The sequence below is a fragment of the Pseudomonas sp. genome (genome assembly GCF_046581935.1).
Lineage (GTDB): Bacteria > Pseudomonadota > Gammaproteobacteria > Pseudomonadales > Pseudomonadaceae > Aquipseudomonas.
In genome coordinates this window covers 383,788-399,756 of record NZ_JAYGFK010000003.1, presented here as the reverse complement: position 1 = coordinate 399,756, position 15,969 = coordinate 383,788, and the positions used below count along the sequence as shown (strand labels likewise).

13 protein-coding genes are annotated in these 15,969 nt (G+C 55.3%); 9 read left to right on the top strand and 4 right to left on the bottom strand.

What is annotated here, in order from left to right; all coding sequences use genetic code 11:
- Positions 1–371: 371 nt before the first annotated feature.
- From gyrB to dnaA, 4 genes are all read right to left on the bottom strand, one after another.
- Positions 372–2,789, bottom strand: a complete 2,418-nt coding sequence (gene gyrB / locus VCA57_RS03850; RefSeq protein ID WP_411183630.1) for a DNA topoisomerase (ATP-hydrolyzing) subunit B — start codon at positions 2,787–2,789, stop codon at positions 372–374.
- A gap of 4 nt (positions 2,790–2,793) precedes the next feature.
- Positions 2,794–3,897: a DNA replication/repair protein RecF gene (gene recF, locus VCA57_RS03845; RefSeq protein ID WP_411183629.1), complete on the bottom strand. Its 1,104-nt coding sequence runs from the start codon at positions 3,895–3,897 to the stop codon at positions 2,794–2,796.
- 7 nt (positions 3,898–3,904) lie between these two features.
- Complete coding sequence (dnaN, locus tag VCA57_RS03840; protein WP_411183628.1) at positions 3,905–5,008, bottom strand: DNA polymerase III subunit beta; 1,104 nt, start codon at positions 5,006–5,008, stop codon at positions 3,905–3,907.
- An 85-nt stretch (positions 5,009–5,093) separates the two neighbouring features.
- Positions 5,094–6,563 carry a chromosomal replication initiator protein DnaA gene (gene dnaA, locus VCA57_RS03835; RefSeq protein WP_411183627.1) on the bottom strand — a complete coding sequence of 490 codons (1,470 nt, stop codon included), beginning with the start codon at positions 6,561–6,563 and terminating at the stop codon, positions 5,094–5,096.
- Between the two features lie 523 nt (positions 6,564–7,086).
- Between dnaA and rpmH the strand changes: the two genes are divergently transcribed.
- The 9 genes from rpmH to VCA57_RS03790 all read left to right on the top strand — a co-directional run bounded on the left by rpmH (position 7,087) and on the right by VCA57_RS03790 (position 15,966).
- A complete protein-coding gene (rpmH, locus tag VCA57_RS03830; RefSeq protein WP_002551315.1) occupies positions 7,087–7,221 on the top strand; it encodes a 50S ribosomal protein L34 in 135 nt (44 codons plus the stop codon).
- Between the two features lie 15 nt (positions 7,222–7,236).
- On the top strand, positions 7,237–7,641 hold the full coding sequence (gene rnpA / locus VCA57_RS03825; RefSeq protein WP_411183626.1) for a ribonuclease P protein component: 405 nt from the start codon (positions 7,237–7,239) through the stop codon (positions 7,639–7,641).
- Complete coding sequence (gene yidD, locus VCA57_RS03820) at positions 7,634–7,879, top strand: membrane protein insertion efficiency factor YidD (RefSeq protein WP_411183625.1); 246 nt, start codon at positions 7,634–7,636, stop codon at positions 7,877–7,879. The genes rnpA and yidD overlap by 8 nt, the downstream gene beginning before the upstream one ends.
- Positions 7,880–7,881: 2 nt before the next feature.
- Positions 7,882–9,633, top strand: coding sequence for a membrane protein insertase YidC (gene yidC, locus VCA57_RS03815; protein WP_411183624.1), 1,752 nt, complete (start codon positions 7,882–7,884; stop codon positions 9,631–9,633).
- 75 nt (positions 9,634–9,708) lie between these two features.
- Entirely contained in the window at positions 9,709–11,076 is a 1,368-nt protein-coding gene (gene mnmE, locus VCA57_RS03810) for a tRNA uridine-5-carboxymethylaminomethyl(34) synthesis GTPase MnmE (RefSeq protein ID WP_411183623.1), read from the top strand.
- Positions 11,077–11,741: 665 nt separating this feature from the next.
- Positions 11,742–13,634, top strand: a complete 1,893-nt coding sequence (mnmG, locus tag VCA57_RS03805) for a tRNA uridine-5-carboxymethylaminomethyl(34) synthesis enzyme MnmG (protein WP_411183622.1) — start codon at positions 11,742–11,744, stop codon at positions 13,632–13,634.
- Entirely contained in the window at positions 13,634–14,281 is a 648-nt protein-coding gene (gene rsmG / locus VCA57_RS03800) for a 16S rRNA (guanine(527)-N(7))-methyltransferase RsmG (RefSeq protein ID WP_411183621.1), read from the top strand. Before mnmG ends, rsmG begins: the two co-directional genes overlap by 1 nt.
- 13 nt (positions 14,282–14,294) lie before the next feature.
- On the top strand, positions 14,295–15,083 hold the full coding sequence (locus VCA57_RS03795; protein ID WP_411183620.1) for a ParA family protein: 789 nt from the start codon (positions 14,295–14,297) through the stop codon (positions 15,081–15,083).
- A gap of 10 nt (positions 15,084–15,093) precedes the next feature.
- The gene (locus VCA57_RS03790) at positions 15,094–15,966 is read left to right on the top strand and encodes a ParB/RepB/Spo0J family partition protein (RefSeq protein WP_411183619.1); all 873 of its coding nucleotides are present in this window, start codon (positions 15,094–15,096) and stop codon (positions 15,964–15,966) included.
- Positions 15,967–15,969: the final 3 nt, after the last annotated feature.

The window sequence follows — 15,969 nt, the reverse complement described above, 5'->3', positions numbered from 1 at the left end:
GGTGAAGATAGACCTTCTTAGGGACTGACCACATTGCTATATGTGGTGTGCTCATAAAGCGACTTAGCTTTCTTACAGGGATTTCATAAGCTACACCGCATCTCCAAACGCCGCTTGCTCCAACATCTGACGCTGCCACTGCCAATCCGGCATATGGCTAAAGAACGACGCCCCGCAACTAGCTATTACTACCATACGCATGGCTACATCATAAAAAGTGAACTCGACTCCACAAGTCGAATACCACTTAAGCCCGAAAAATCTCCTTAAATGTAAAACCCCGGAAGACCATTCGGTCAACCGGGGTTTCTTGGCAGAGCAGTGGGACATTAACTCTGGCCGAACCGCTTAACTTTCCCTTCTCGAGAAAATCAGAAATCCAGGTTAGACACCGCCAGTGCGTTGGTCTCGATAAAGTCCCTACGCGGTTCTACGGCGTCTCCCATCAGGGTGTTGAAGATTTGATCGGCAGCAATCGCGTCTTCAATACGTACCTTGAGCATGCGGCGTACTTCTGGGTCCATGGTGGTTTCCCAGAGTTGATCAGGGTTCATTTCGCCGAGACCTTTATAGCGCTGGATGCTGTGACGTTTGGTACTTTCCGCCATCAACCAAGCCAGGGCATCTTTGAATGTGTTGACCGCTTTTTTGCGCTCGCCACGCTGCACGTAGGCACCGTCTTCCAGCAAGCTGTTGAGTTGGTCGCCCAAGGTAGTAACGGTTTTGTAGTCGTTACTGGCGAAGAAGTCGCGGTTGAAGATGATGTAGCTGGAAACCCCATGCGACACCAACTCAACCTGTGGCAGCCAGACATGACGCTCCTGGTCTTCGTGCAAGCTGGTTTTGTACACCAGGCCGGATTTTTCCATGCCTTTCAGGCGCGCATCGAGCAGGCCTAACCATTGCTCCATGGCAGCTTTATCGGCCAGCTGTTCGGCTTCCACACGCGGGATGTAGACGAAGTGCTCAGTGAGCTCCAACGGGTACAGACGCGACAAACGGTTGAGGGTCTTCATTACCAGGCGGTAATCGTTAACCAGGGTTTCTAGCGCGCTGCCAGACAGGCCAGGGGCACTTTCGTTTACGTGTAGGCTGGCATCTTCCAAGGCCGACTGGGTCATGTATTCCTCCATGGCCTCGTCGTCTTTGATGTACTGCTCTTGCTTGCCTTTCTTGACCTTGTAAAGCGGCGGCTGAGCAATGTAGATGTAACCACGCTCAACCAGCTCCGGCAGCTGACGGAAGAAGAAGGTCAACAGCAGGGTGCGGATGTGCGAACCGTCGACGTCGGCGTCGGTCATGATGATGATGTTGTGGTAACGCAGCTTGTCGATGTTGTACTCATCGCGGCCAATACCACAGCCCAACGCGGTGATCAGGGTGCCGACTTCCTGGGAGGAAATCATCTTGTCGAAACGCGCTTTCTCAACGTTGAGAATCTTGCCTTTGAGCGGCAGGATCGCCTGCGTCTTGCGGTTACGGCCCTGCTTAGCAGAACCGCCCGCGGAGTCCCCTTCCACGATGTAGAGTTCGGAAAGGGCAGGGTCTTTCTCCTGGCAGTCGGCCAGTTTGCCCGGCAGGCCAGCGATATCCAGCGCACCTTTACGGCGGGTCATTTCACGGGCTTTACGCGCCGCTTCACGGGCACGCGCGGCATCGATCATCTTGCCAACCACGAGTTTGGCTTCGTTGGGATTTTCCAACAGGAAGTCAGAAAAGTACTTGCCCATTTCCTGCTCGACGGCCGTTTTGACTTCGCTGGAAACCAGCTTGTCTTTGGTCTGCGAGCTGAATTTTGGGTCCGGTACTTTTACCGAAATAATCGCCGTTAGGCCTTCGCGGGCATCATCGCCGGTGGTGGCAATTTTGTGCTTCTTGGCCAGACCTTCCTGCTCGATATAAGCATTCAGGTTGCGCGTCAATGCCGAACGGAAACCAGCAAGGTGGGTGCCGCCATCACGCTGTGGAATGTTGTTGGTGAAGCACAACAGGTTCTCGTTGAAGCTGTCGTTCCACTGCAAGGCGACTTCTACACCAATGCCGTCTTCACGCTGCATGGTGAAGTGGAATACTTGGTTGACCGCAGTTTTGTTCTGATTGAGGTATTCAACGAAAGCACGTAGGCCGCCTTCATACTTGAACAGCTCTTCCTTACCACTGCGTTCATCCTTGAGCATAATGCCCACACCGGAGTTGAGGAACGACAGTTCGCGCAGGCGCTTGGCCAGGATGTCCCAACTAAAGTGGATGTTGGCAAAGGTGCCTTCAGACGGTTTGAAGTGTATCTGTGTGCCGGTGGTATCACTGTCGCCCACAGCAGCAATCGGTGCCTGCGGCACGCCATGCACATAGGTCTGTTCCCAAATTTTGCCACTGCGGCGAATGGTCAGGATCAGTTCCTTGGACAGCGCGTTTACTACGGAAACGCCTACACCGTGTAGCCCGCCGGAAACTTTGTAGCTGTTGTCGTCGAACTTACCGCCGGCGTGCAGCACCGTCATGATCACTTCGGCGGCGGAAACACCTTCTTCCTTGTGAACGTCCACTGGAATGCCACGGCCGTTATCGCGCACGCTGATCGACTCATCCGGGTGGATGGTGATGGTGATTTCGCTGCAATGCCCAGCCAGTGCTTCGTCAATCGAGTTATCGACCACCTCGAACACCATGTGGTGCAGACCGCTGCCATCGTCTGTATCGCCGATGTACATACCAGGCCGCTTGCGTACGGCATCCAGGCCCTTGAGGACCTTAATGTTATTGGAGTCGTACGTTTGGTTTTCGCTCATGCCTTCACTCCCGGTGGTCGTGGGTCTGGGTAATGCCACCATGTTCCACGTGGAACATGGCAACTGGCGTATCCGTGCGCCAGCCTTCCCTCAACAATTCATGGTCTACACAGGTGATAAACACCTGGCAGTGCAAGTCTTCCAACAATCGGCACAATGCACGGCGGTGCTGTTCATCCAGTTCTGACGGCAAGTCATCCACCAGATAGATACATTGGCCGTGCTTGGCCTGATTTACTAAATGACCCTGCGCAATACGCAGGGCACACACTACTAATTTTTGCTGGCCGCGCGAGAGTATCTCGGCGGCATTGTGCGCACCAAAGCGCAACCGAAGATCGGCTCGCTGTGGGCCCGCCTGGGTATGACCCAATTGCTGATCGCGCGGGAGAGTAGAAGCGAGCACTGCATTCAGCTCACGCTCTTTATCCCAGCCACGGTAATAACTCAGGGTCAGACCTTCAAGCTCAACAAGCTCATTCAGGGTGCGCTCGAAAACCGGTTTCAGGGCCTGAATATAAGCACGTCGATAACCGTCAATTTCGTCGCTGGCCAGGCACAATTCTCGATCCCAGGCCGCCTGCGAAGCGGCGTCAAGTGTACCATGCCGCAGCCATGAGTTCCGCTGACGCAGGGCCTTCTGCAGACGCTGCCACGCAGGTAAAAAAAGAGGTTCCACGTGGAACACTCCCCAATCGAGAAACTGCCTTCTGATCTTCGGTGCGCCTTCGAGAAGACGGAAACTGTCAGGGTTGATCAACTGCAGCGGTAGCGTCTCTGCCAGTTGTGCAGCACTACGTGCATTCTGCCCGTCGATACGAATCTGAAATTCACCCTGGCGATCCCGCGAAATACCCAAATTACTTTGCCGTCCATCAGACATCTGCACCTGACCGAAAATCGTGCAGGCGAGCTGATCGTATTGAATGACGGGGAGCAGGCGTGTACTGCGGAAGGAGCGGGCCAAGCCAAGCAAGTGGATCGCTTCAAGCAGGCTGGTTTTACCGCTGCCATTGTCGCCGGAAAGGATATTGATACGAGGGGAAGGGGAGAGGGTCACCGGGTGCAGGTTACGCACCGCGGTGACGGTAAAACGAGTAAGGGACATTCAGCAGTTACAGACGCATCGGCATAACAACATAAGACGAATCATCGTTGTCGGCTTCTTGCACTAGAGCACTACTGTTGGCATCGGAAAGAATCAGGCGAACCTGCTCTGTGGTCATCACGCTCAACACGTCAAGCAAGTAGCTGACGTTGAACCCGATCTCCAGCGCACTGCCGTTGTAATCAACAACGATTTCTTCTTCGGCTTCTTCCTGCTCTGGGTTGTTGGCCTGAATTTTCAGCAGACCAGATTCCAGTTGCAGACGAATGCCACGGTATTTCTCGTTGGAAAGAATCGCTGTGCGGCTAAAGGCTTCACGCAAACCTTGACGGTCAGCAACCACCAGCTTGTCGCCACCACGCGGAAGAACGCGCTCGTAATCCGGGAACTTACCATCTACCAGTTTCGAGGTGAAGGTGAACTCACCGGTGGTAGCACGAATATGGTGCTGACCAAGGACAATGCTGACGCTGCCATCTTGTTCAGTAAGCAGACGAGCCAGTTCAAGAATACCTTTGCGCGGCACGATGACTTGATGACGTTCAACCTGTTCGATATCTGCACTCATGGAGCACATGGCCAAACGGTGACCGTCGGTAGCTACGGCGCGGAGGATGCCGGTCTGCACTTCGAGCAACATACCGTTGAGGTAATAACGAACGTCCTGTTGCGCCATGGCAAAACTGGTGCGTTCAATCAAACGACGCAGCTTGCTTTGCACCAGGCTGAAGGTCAGTGAGCCTGGACCTTCTTCAACAGTCGGGAAATCGTTAGCCGGTAGCGTCGACAAACTGAAGCGGCTCCGACCCGCCTTGATCAGCAACTTCTGCTCATCGATACGAATATCGATCAGTGCATCGCTCGGCAGGCTCTTGCAAATGTCCATCAGCTTGCGCGCAGGTACGGTGATCTCGCCGGACTCCGCTGGCTCTTCCAGGGTGACACGACCAACCAGCTCGACTTCCAGGTCAGTACCGGTCAACGAAAGTTGCTGGCCTTCAACCACCAGCAGAACATTCGAAAGCACCGGCAAGGTCTGACGGCGTTCCACGACGCCGGCGACCAGTTGCAGAGGTTTCAACAAGGCTTCGCGTTGAATGGTGAAATGCATGGTCTAGTCCCTTGCCTAGTGGAGTTGCGTAATTAGAACCTGTTTAAAGTGACACGAGCTAGAGCCCGGCAGACTTTTAACGGTTCTAGGTTGTCAGCGTACGCAGCAGATTTTTATAGTCCTCGCGGATGTCCGCGTCGGATTCCTTAAGTTCAGCAATCTTACGGCATGCATGCAATACCGTTGTGTGATCACGCCCGCCGAAAGCATCACCAATTTCCGGCAAGCTGTGGTTAGTCAGTTCTTTCGACAAAGCCATCGCCACTTGGCGAGGCCTAGCTACAGAACGCGAACGACGCTTGGACAGCAGATCGGAAATCTTGATCTTGTAGTACTCAGCCACCGTGCGCTGGATATTGTCGATACTGACCAACTTATCCTGCAGGGCTAGCAGGTCTTTGAGCGATTCACGGATCAGCTCGATGGTAATGTCACGCCCCATAAAGTGCGAGTGAGCGATCACCCGCTTTAATGCACCTTCCAGCTCGCGCACGTTAGAGCGGATGCGCTGGGCAATAAAAAAGGCCGCATCGTGTGGCAGGTCGACTTTGGCCTGGTCGGCCTTTTTCATCAAAATCGCCACGCGGGTTTCCAGCTCCGGCGGTTCAACAGCAACCGTCAACCCCCAACCAAAACGCGACTTGAGACGCTCTTCCAGCCCGTCGATTTCTTTCGGATAACGGTCACTGGTGAGAATTACCTGCTGACCACCTTCAAGCAAAGCGTTGAAGGTGTGGAAGAACTCTTCCTGTGAGCGTTCTTTTTTGGCGAAGAACTGAATATCGTCGATCAGCAACGCGTCTACCGAACGATAGAAACGCTTGAATTCATTAATGGCATTCAGCTGAAGTGCCTTGACCATGTCCGCAACAAAACGCTCGGAATGCAGATAAACCACCTTGGCATTCGGGTTCTTCGCCAACAGGTGATTACCCACCGCATGCATCAAGTGAGTTTTACCCAAGCCCACACCACCATAAAGGAACAGTGGGTTGTAACCATGCTTGGGGTTGTCCGCCACCTGCCAGGCTGCTGCACGGGCCAGTTGGTTGGACTTACCTTCAACAAAGTTATCAAAGGTAAAGGTACGGTTCAGGTAGCTGGTGTGCTTGAGCCCACCTTCGACCTGCACCGTGCGTTGTTCAGTACGCGCCGGTGCCTGCTGACTGGCAGCGCCGGCCATAGGATCAAAACTGGCACGTGACGGTTCAGCACTTACGCCGTTCGTCGGAGGTGCCGCCGCAGGTGCTGGCTTTGCGGCGATTGGCGCAGGCGCTGTAACAGATGCAGCTGCACGGGGCGCACTGCTGCGTTTACTGCCTATTAATAAGGAGATATCCGGTACTAGACCGTTGGTCCGTTCCGTAAGCAGTTCAAGCAAGCGGCTGAGGTATTTTTCATTGACCCAATCAAGGACGAAACGATTGGGTGCGTAGACGCGAAGCTGGTCGCCTTCGGCTTCGACCTGCAGTGGACGGATCCAGGTGTTGAATTGCTGAGCAGGCAGCTCGTCGCGCAAAAGCTCGACACACTGTTGCCAAAGTTCCACAGACACGGACATCCCCTAGATCGCAAGGCGCGAGGCAAAAAACAGCGCCCATTGTAGCCGTCGAAGCTTGAGTTATCCACATGTACAGGCTTCTATGCGCAAGGAAAATCAACGTGTTATTCGCATTAATGGCTTGATGGTGTAGGCCAGACAAAGGCTGTGGATAAACCTTCATAAGGTACTGGGATAACCCAGGGTAAAAACCGGTGGAAAACCCTGCTGTGGGTAAAACGCCATTCCATCCTCAGCTTGTGCGCTGCTTCCACACAGTTGCAGCACGCTTTTTTGACAGACTTACCCTTGGCCGAAAGGCTTAAATCTATTGGTCTTCAGACACTTATACACAGATGCTAGGTGAGCTAATAGTTACTAACATTACTAAACATCTTTAAATATTCTCTTCTTTATATTTCTTTATGCATGAAAAGCCTGGTTGGAAATTGACCTGACCCTCGGGTTTCTCTAGAATTGCCGGTCTCTTAAAACGGGGGCCATTCCGGCCCGTAGTCGACCACCCAGGTACCGCATCATGAAACGTACTTTCCAACCCAGCACTATCAAACGCGCTCGCACTCATGGCTTCCGCGCTCGTATGGCCACCAAGAACGGCCGTGCTGTCCTGTCGCGTCGCCGCGCCAAGGGCCGTAAGCGTCTCGCCGTTTAATATTTCGGTCTTGTGGTGAGTCGAGACTTCAGTCGGGAAAAGCGTCTGCTAACCCCCCGACAATTCAAGGCAGTCTTCGACTCCCCTAGCGGCAAAGCTCCGGGCAAAAATGTCCTGCTGCTGGCGCGCAACAATGAGCTTGATCATCCCCGTTTGGGATTGGTGATCGGCAAGAAGAGCGTCAAGCTCTCGGTTGAGCGCAATCGTCTGAAGCGCCAGATCCGCGAATCGTTCCGCCTGAATCAAGATAATTTGGTTGGTTGGGACATTGTGGTGGTGGCACGTAAAGGCCTTGGTGATCTGGAGAACATTGAGCTGGCACGCCAGTTTGGCAAACTCTGGAAACGCCTCGAACGCAGCAAGCCGCCTAGCCCGGAAGCCGTCGTAACACCTGGGGTGATCGACAGTCCCCATGCGTAAACTGGTTTTGCTTCCTATCCAGTTCTACCGTTACGCCATCAGTCCCTTGATGGCCAGCCACTGTCGTTTCTACCCAAGCTGTTCTTGCTACGCGCTTGAAGCCATTGAACATCATGGCGTCATGCGCGGTGGCTGGCTGACTCTACGTCGGCTGGGCCGCTGTCACCCGTGGACTCCCGGTGGCTACGACCCGGTCCCCCCCGCGAAAACCTCCCGTTCCTCTTCGATGGCCGAATAATCATGGATATTCAACGTTCAATCCTGATCGTCGCCCTGGCAATCGTGTCCTATATGATGGTTCTCCAGTGGAACCAGGACTACGGTCAAACTGCCCTACCGACAGAAATTGCCGCGACCAGCAGCACCGTGCCAGGCTTGCCGGATACCAGCGCCACGACTTCAAACTCAAGTTCTGGTGACGATATTCCGAGCACGGCGGCTGCCGCTGAACCGAGCGCTATCGGTACAGCACCAGTAGCGACCAGTGATGAACTGATTCGCGTGAAGACCGATGTACTGGATCTGGCCATCGATCCGCGCGGTGGTGATGTGGTGCAACTGCGCCTAACGCAGTACCCACGCCGTCAGGATCGTCCCGATGTACCTTTTCAACTGTTCGACAACGGTGGCGAGCGTACTTACCTGGCACAGAGTGGCCTGATTGGCACTAACGCACCGGATAAGTCCAGCGGCCGTGCCCTGTGGAGCAGCGACAAGAAAAGCTATGAGCTGGCTGATGGTCAGAATCAACTGCAGGTTGATCTGAAACTCAGCGAAGGCGGCGTCAACTACATCAAGCGTTTCACCTTCAAGCGTGGCTTGAACGCTGAATGTACGGTCAAAGAGCAACAGCTGAAAAAGCCTGGGTGCGTTGACCCAGCGTCCTATCAGATGGATGTCAGCTACCTGATCGACAACCAGAGCGGCCAAGCGTGGAGCGGCAACATGTTTGCCCAGCTCAAGCGTGATGGTAGCGCTGACCCTTCGTCGACAACAGCTACCGGCACCGCCACCTACCTCGGCGGTGCGCTGTGGACGCCTGAAAAGTCATACCAAAAAGTGTCGATGAAAGACATCGACAAACAAGCCTTCAAAGAAACCGTTCAAGGAGGCTGGGTTGCCTGGCTACAGCATTACTTCGTCACTGCCTGGATTCCAAGCAAAGACACTACTAACCAAGTACAGACCCGCAAAGACAGCCAAGGCAATTACATTGTCGGCTTTACCGGCCCGGCCATTCAGGTTGCTGCCGGCGCTCAGGGTGAAATCAGTGCCGTTCTCTATGCCGGCCCGAAACTACAAGGCCATCTAAAGACCTTGTCGCCAGGTCTTGAGCTGACTGTCGACTACGGCATTCTCTGGTTCCTCGCTCAGCCTATCTTCTGGTTGCTGGAACATATCCACAGCCTGCTGGGTAACTGGGGCTGGTCGATCATTGTTTTGACGATGATCATCAAGCTGATTTTCTTCCCTCTGTCCGCTGCCAGCTACAAATCCATGGCCCGCATGCGTGCTGTAGCGCCTAAGCTTGCTGCGTTGAAAGAGCAGTTTGGCGACGATCGGCAAAAAATGTCCCAAGGCATGATGGAGCTGTACAAGAAGGAGAAGATCAACCCGCTTGGTGGTTGCTTGCCTATCCTGGTACAGATGCCGGTATTCCTGGCGCTGTACTGGACATTGCTGGAAAGCGTAGAAATGCGCCAGGCACCTTGGTTGCTGTGGATAACTGACCTGTCGATCAAAGACCCGTTCTTTATCCTGCCGATCATCATGGGTGCCACCATGTTTATTCAGCAGCAACTCAACCCAACTCCGCCGGATCCGATGCAGGCTAAGGTGATGAAAATGATGCCAATCATCTTCACCTTCTTCTTCCTCTGGTTCCCTGCCGGTCTGGTGTTGTACTGGGTGGTCAACAACTGCTTGTCCATCGCCCAGCAGTGGTACATTACCCGCAAGATTGAAGCCGCGACCAAGGCCGCAAACGCCTGATTTTCGCTAGCTTCTAAGCTGTAACAAACGCCCCTTTTCAGGGGCGTTTTGCTATGTCGACTTCAGGAGAACCGCATGCAAACCGTCACAGAAACCATTGCTGCCGTTGCCACAGCCCAAGGCCGTGGCGGCGTTGGCATTGTGCGGGTGTCTGGACCACTGGCGAAAAAACTGGCCACGGCAATCTGCCAACGTGACTTGAAACCACGCTATGCCCACTACGGACCATTTTTTACCGATGACCAACAGATGCTCGATGAAGGCCTGGCCCTGTACTTTCCAGGGCCTAACTCCTTCACCGGCGAAGATGTACTGGAACTTCAGGGCCACGGCGGGCCGGTGGTGCTCGATCTGCTGCTGCGCCGCTGTGTACAACTCGGCGCACGTCTGGCGCGACCGGGCGAGTTCAGCGAGCGGGCTTTTCTCAATGACAAACTCGACCTGGCCCAGGCCGAAGCAATCGCCGACTTGATCGAAGCCAGTTCTGCACAGGCCGCGCGCAATGCCTTGCGCTCGCTGCAGGGCGAATTCTCACGGCGGGTACATGGCCTGACCGAGCGCCTGATCAACCTACGCATCTATGTCGAAGCGGCTATCGACTTCCCAGAAGAGGAAATCGACTTTCTTGCCGACGGCCATGTGCTCAGCCTGCTCGAAGGTGTGCGCAGCGATCTCGCTGGTGTGCTGCGCGAGGCAGGGCAAGGTGCCCTGCTGCGTGATGGCATGACCGTGGTGATCGCCGGTCGGCCAAACGCCGGTAAGTCCAGCCTGCTCAATGCCCTGGCCGGTCGTGAAGCCGCCATCGTGACTGAGATCGCCGGCACTACCCGTGACGTGCTGCGCGAACATATCCACATCGATGGTATGCCGCTGCACGTAGTCGACACCGCAGGATTGCGGGACACCGAAGATCAGGTTGAACGTATTGGTGTGGAACGTGCGCTCAAGGCCATTGGTGAAGCCGACCGGATTCTGCTGGTGGTCGATGCCACTGCGCCGGAAGCGAATGACCCCTTTGCTCTGTGGCCGGAATTTCTTGATCTGCGTCCTGACCCTGCAAAAGTCACTTTGATCCGCAACAAGGCTGATCTGTCTGGCGAACCAGTGCTGCTGGAAGTCTGTAATGACGGCCACGTCACCATCAGCCTGTCGGCCAAGTCCACTGAGGGCCTGGATTTGCTGCGCGAACACCTCAAGGCATGTATGGGCTATGAACAGACCTCCGAGAGCAGCTTTAGCGCACGTAGGCGGCACCTTGAAGCCTTGCGCCTGGCCTCTACTCACCTGGAACACGGCCATGCGCAGCTAACCCTGGCAGGCGCAGGCGAGTTACTTGCAGAAGACCTGCGCATGGCTCAACAAGCCTTGGGCGAAATCACCGGGGCGTTTAGCTCTGATGACCTGCTGGGGCGGATCTTTTCCAGCTTCTGTATTGGCAAATAACATCGTTTAGACAGGTCGGGTGAGTTAGCGGCGAGAGCAATGGACCTGCAATCACTGCCGATTCCATGTGCCGTAACCCATCATCTGCGGCATATTCCTGATGGGCTACGGCGCATCAAACATTCATCCATCTTCACTATTGCCGACTGCGGCTAACCCATCTACGTAGCGTCCCCTCTAAAACTATGTTTATGCCACTTAGGCAGGCCTTCGCCTGGGCGCAATACGCACGTTTAACCATTTATTTATCCACCTAAGCCCTGTGGAAAAGCCCGCCTAAGCCCTGCACATAACCCGGTGATAAAACGGAGGATAACGCCCCCTGTGGATAACCATCACTTTCATCCACAGCTTGCATACGGCAACTGAACAGGCAGCTGGCAGGATCAGCACAGACTTTTAAATCGCTGTAAGCCTTTAATCTATTGGCCTGTAGAAATCTATCCACAGAAAAGCCGTTGCTAAGTAATAAACATATAAACAAGGCTTTATAAAAATTCTCTCTTTTATTCTTTATTAACCGGCACAGCCAAACAGCCCTCAAGCGAGCTGGCTATTTTTTGTGCAAAAGGCTTCTTTCACACCGGCTAAATCCCTATACTTGCCGCCTTTCCCGCTTTTCAATCCAAAAAGCCCCCCATTTCTCAACAGGCACGAGGTGCGTGGTGGATTTCCCTTCCCGTTTTCAGGTGATCGTCATCGGCGGCGGTCATGCCGGTACCGAAGCTGCGTTGGCAGCAGCACGCATGGGGGTAAAAACCCTGCTGTTGACCCATAACGTGGAAACACTCGGGCAGATGAGCTGCAACCCGGCGATTGGCGGGATAGGCAAGAGCCATCTGGTCAAGGAAATCGACGCGCTTGGCGGCGCCATGGCTGAAGCCACCGACAAGGGTGGTATCCAGTTCCGTGTACTGAACAGCCGCAAGGGCCCAGCGGTACGAGCTACTCGCGCGCAGGCTGATCGCGTGCTGTACAAAGCCGCTATTCGCGAAACGTTGGAAAACCAGGCCAACCTGTGGATATTTCAGCAGGCCGCTGATGACCTGATCGTTGAAAACGCTGAAGTCAAAGGCGTAATCACCCAGATGGGCCTGCGTTTCCTCGCGGATTCCGTGGTGTTAACCACTGGCACCTTCCTCGGCGGACTTATCCACATTGGTATGCAGAACTACTCCGGCGGCCGTGCGGGCGATCCACCCTCAATTGCCTTGGCGCAACGTCTGCGCGAATTACCGCTGCGCGTCGGTCGTCTGAAAACCGGTACACCGCCACGCATCGATGGTCGTTCGGTAGATTTCTCGGTGATGACCGAGCAGCCGGGTGATACGCCAACACCGCTGATGTCTTTCCTTGGTCGCGCCGAACAGCAACCGCGCCAGGTCAGCTGCTGGATCACCCATACAAACGCGCGTACCCACGAAATCATCGCGGCCAACCTCGATCGTTCGCCGATGTATTCCGGGGTGATCGAAGGGGTTGGTCCACGCTATTGCCCGTCGATTGAAGACAAGATCCACCGCTTCGCCGACAAGGACAGCCATCAGGTATTTATCGAGCCAGAAGGCCTGAATACCCATGAGCTGTATCCCAATGGCATTTCCACCTCGTTGCCGTTCGATGTGCAATTGCAGATCGTGCGCAGCATCCGCGGTATGGAAAACGCGCATATCGTCCGTCCTGGCTACGCCATCGAGTACGACTACTTCGACCCGCGTGATCTGAAATACAGCCTGGAAACCAAGGTGATCGCCGGGCTGTTTTTCGCCGGGCAGATCAACGGCACCACCGGTTACGAAGAAGCTGGTGCGCAAGGGTTACTCGCTGGTGCTAACGCCGCACTGCGCGCTCAGGGCAAAGACAGCTGGTGCCCGCGCCGCGATGAGGCTTACATCGGTGTGCTGGTCGATGACCTGATTACCCTGGGTACCCAGGAGCCATACCGCATGTTTACTTCGCGTGCCGAATACCGGTTGATCCTGCGCGAAGACAACGCTGATCTGCGTCTGACTGAAAAAGGCCGCGAATTGGGCCTGGTGGATGATGTGCGCTGGGCTGCATTCGAGAGCAAGCGCGAGGCCATCGCGCAGGAAGAACAGCGCCTGAAAAGCACCTGGGTACGACCGGGTACAGCCCAGGGCGATGCGATTGCCGCCCACTTCGGCACGCCGCTGACTCACGAATACAATCTGCTCAACTTGTTGGCCCGTCCGGAAATCGATTACGCCGGGCTGGTAAGCATCACTGGCGGCGGTGCACCGGACCCACAGGTGGCCGAGCAGGTCGAGATCAAAACCAAATACGCCGGGTATATCGACCGCCAGCAGGACGAAATCGCCCGCTTGCGCGCCAGTGAAGACACCACGCTGCCAGTCGATATCGACTACGCGGGGATTTCCGGGTTGTCCAAGGAAATTCAGCACAAGCTTGGCAACAGCCGCCCAGAAACCCTCGGGCAGGCCTCACGGATTCCGGGCGTTACCCCAGCAGCGATTTCCCTGCTGCTGATTCACCTGAAAAAACGCACTGCCGGTCAGCAGTTGGAGCACAGCGCCTGATGTCGTTGGTTACTGCACGCCATGCCGAAGAACTCAGCCAGGGCGCTGTTGAGCTGGGTGTTGAACTCAGCACGCAGCAGCACGAACAGCTACTGGCTTACCTGGCTCTGCTGATCAAGTGGAACAAGGCCTACAACCTCACAGCGGTGCGCGACCCGAATGAAATGGTTTCGCGCCATTTGCTCGATAGCCTGTCCGTAGTGCCTTTCGTGGCAGAGGCTGGGGATAACTGGTTGGATGTCGGCAGTGGCGGCGGTATGCCGGGAATTCCCCTGGCCATTCTGTTTCCCGAGCGGCAGTTCACTCTGCTGGACTCCAACGGCAAGAAGACCCGATTCCTGACTCAGGTGAAGCTGGAGTTGAAACTGGCCAACCTGCAAGTTATCCACAGCCGTGTTGAGGAATTCAACCCAGCTGTGCCATTCAGCGGGATTTGCTCGCGGGCGTTCAGTTCACTGGAAGATTTCAGCAACTGGACTCGGCATTTGGGTGATAGCAATACCCAATGGCTCGCGATGAAAGGCGTTCACCCAGATGACGAACTGCAGGCCCTGCCAGCGGACTTTCGTCTCACCGCCACCCACGTGCTCAAGGTTCCCGGTTGCCAAGGTCAGCGCCATCTGCTGATACTGCGTCGCTCGGCTTAGGGGGAACAGCAGCATGGCTAAGGTATTCGCAATCGCTAACCAGAAAGGCGGCGTGGGCAAGACCACCACCTGCATCAATCTGGCTGCTTCGCTGGTGGCGACCAAGCGCCGTGTGCTGCTGATTGACCTTGACCCTCAGGGCAACGCGACCATGGGCAGCGGTGTGGATAAGCACGCGCTCGAGCATTCGATCTACGATGTGCTGATTGGCGAATGCAACCTGGTCGATGCCATGCAGTTTTCCGAGCACGGCGGCTATCAGCTCCTGCCGGCCAACCGCGACCTGACAGCAGCGGAAGTATCGCTGCTGGAAATGAAGATGAAGGAAAGCCGCCTGCGTTATGCCCTGGCGCCGATCCGTGAGAATTATGATTACATCCTCATCGACTGCCCGCCGGCGCTATCGATGCTGACGGTCAATGCTCTGGTTGCTGCTGATGGCGTGATCATCCCCATGCAATGTGAGTACTACGCCCTGGAAGGGTTGTCCGACCTGGTCAACAGCATTCAGCGCATCGCCGAGATCCTCAATCCAAAACTGAAGATCGAAGGCTTGCTACGCACCATGTATGACCCACGCATCAGCCTGACCAACGATGTTTCGGCGCAGCTCAAGCAACACTTCCCCGATACCCTGTATCAAACCGTGATCCCACGTAATGTACGTCTGGCTGAGGCGCCGAGCTTTGGTATGCCGGCACTGGTGTATGACAAGCAATCCCGTGGTGCCATTGCCTACCTGGCATTGGCCGGCGAACTGGTACGCCGCCAACGCGCCAACGCCCACACCGCAACCGCATAAGGAAATTCGCATGGCTGTGAAAAAACGAGGACTGGGACGCGGTCTGGATGCCCTGCTGGGCGGCACCAGTGTTAATGCCTTGCAGGAAGAGGCCGCGCAGGTCGACAGCCGTGAACTGCAATACGTGCCCCTCGACCTGATCCAGCGCGGCAAATACCAGCCGCGCCGCGACATGGATGCCACCGCTCTGGAAGAACTGGCGCAGTCGATCAAGTCTCACGGCGTGATGCAGCCCATTGTGGTGCGGCCAATAGGCGAAGGCCGTTTCGAGATTGTTGCAGGTGAGCGGCGCTGGCGAGCCAGTCAGCAAGCCGGCCTGGACAAGATTCCAGCCATGGTTCGCGAGCTACCCGATGAAGCCGCCATCGCCATGGCGTTGATCGAGAATATCCAGCGTGAAGACCTCAACCCCATCGAAGAAGCCATGGCCTTGCAGCGCCTGCAGCAAGAATTCCAGCTGACCCAACAACAAGTTGCCGACGCGGTAGGCAAGTCGCGGGTGACCATCAGCAACCTGCTGCGTTTGATCGCCCTGCCGGAAGAGATAAAAACTCTGCTTTCCCATGGTGATCTTGAGATGGGGCATGCCCGTGCTTTGCTCGGTTTGCCTACCGAACAGCAGACGGAGGGCGCGCGACATGTTGTCGCACGAGGCCTCACTGTGCGCCAAACTGAAGCGCTGGTTCGCCAGTGGTTGAGCAGCAAAGAAAAGCCTGCTGCGGTGGTAAAAGCTGACCCCGATATCATCCGCTTGGAGCAGCGTCTGGCTGAGCGCCTAGGCTCGCCAGTGCAGATCAAGCATGGTCAGAAAGGCAAAGGTCAACTGGTGATCAGCTACAGCTCACTGGATGAACTTCAAGGTGTACTTGCTCACATTCGTTGAAAC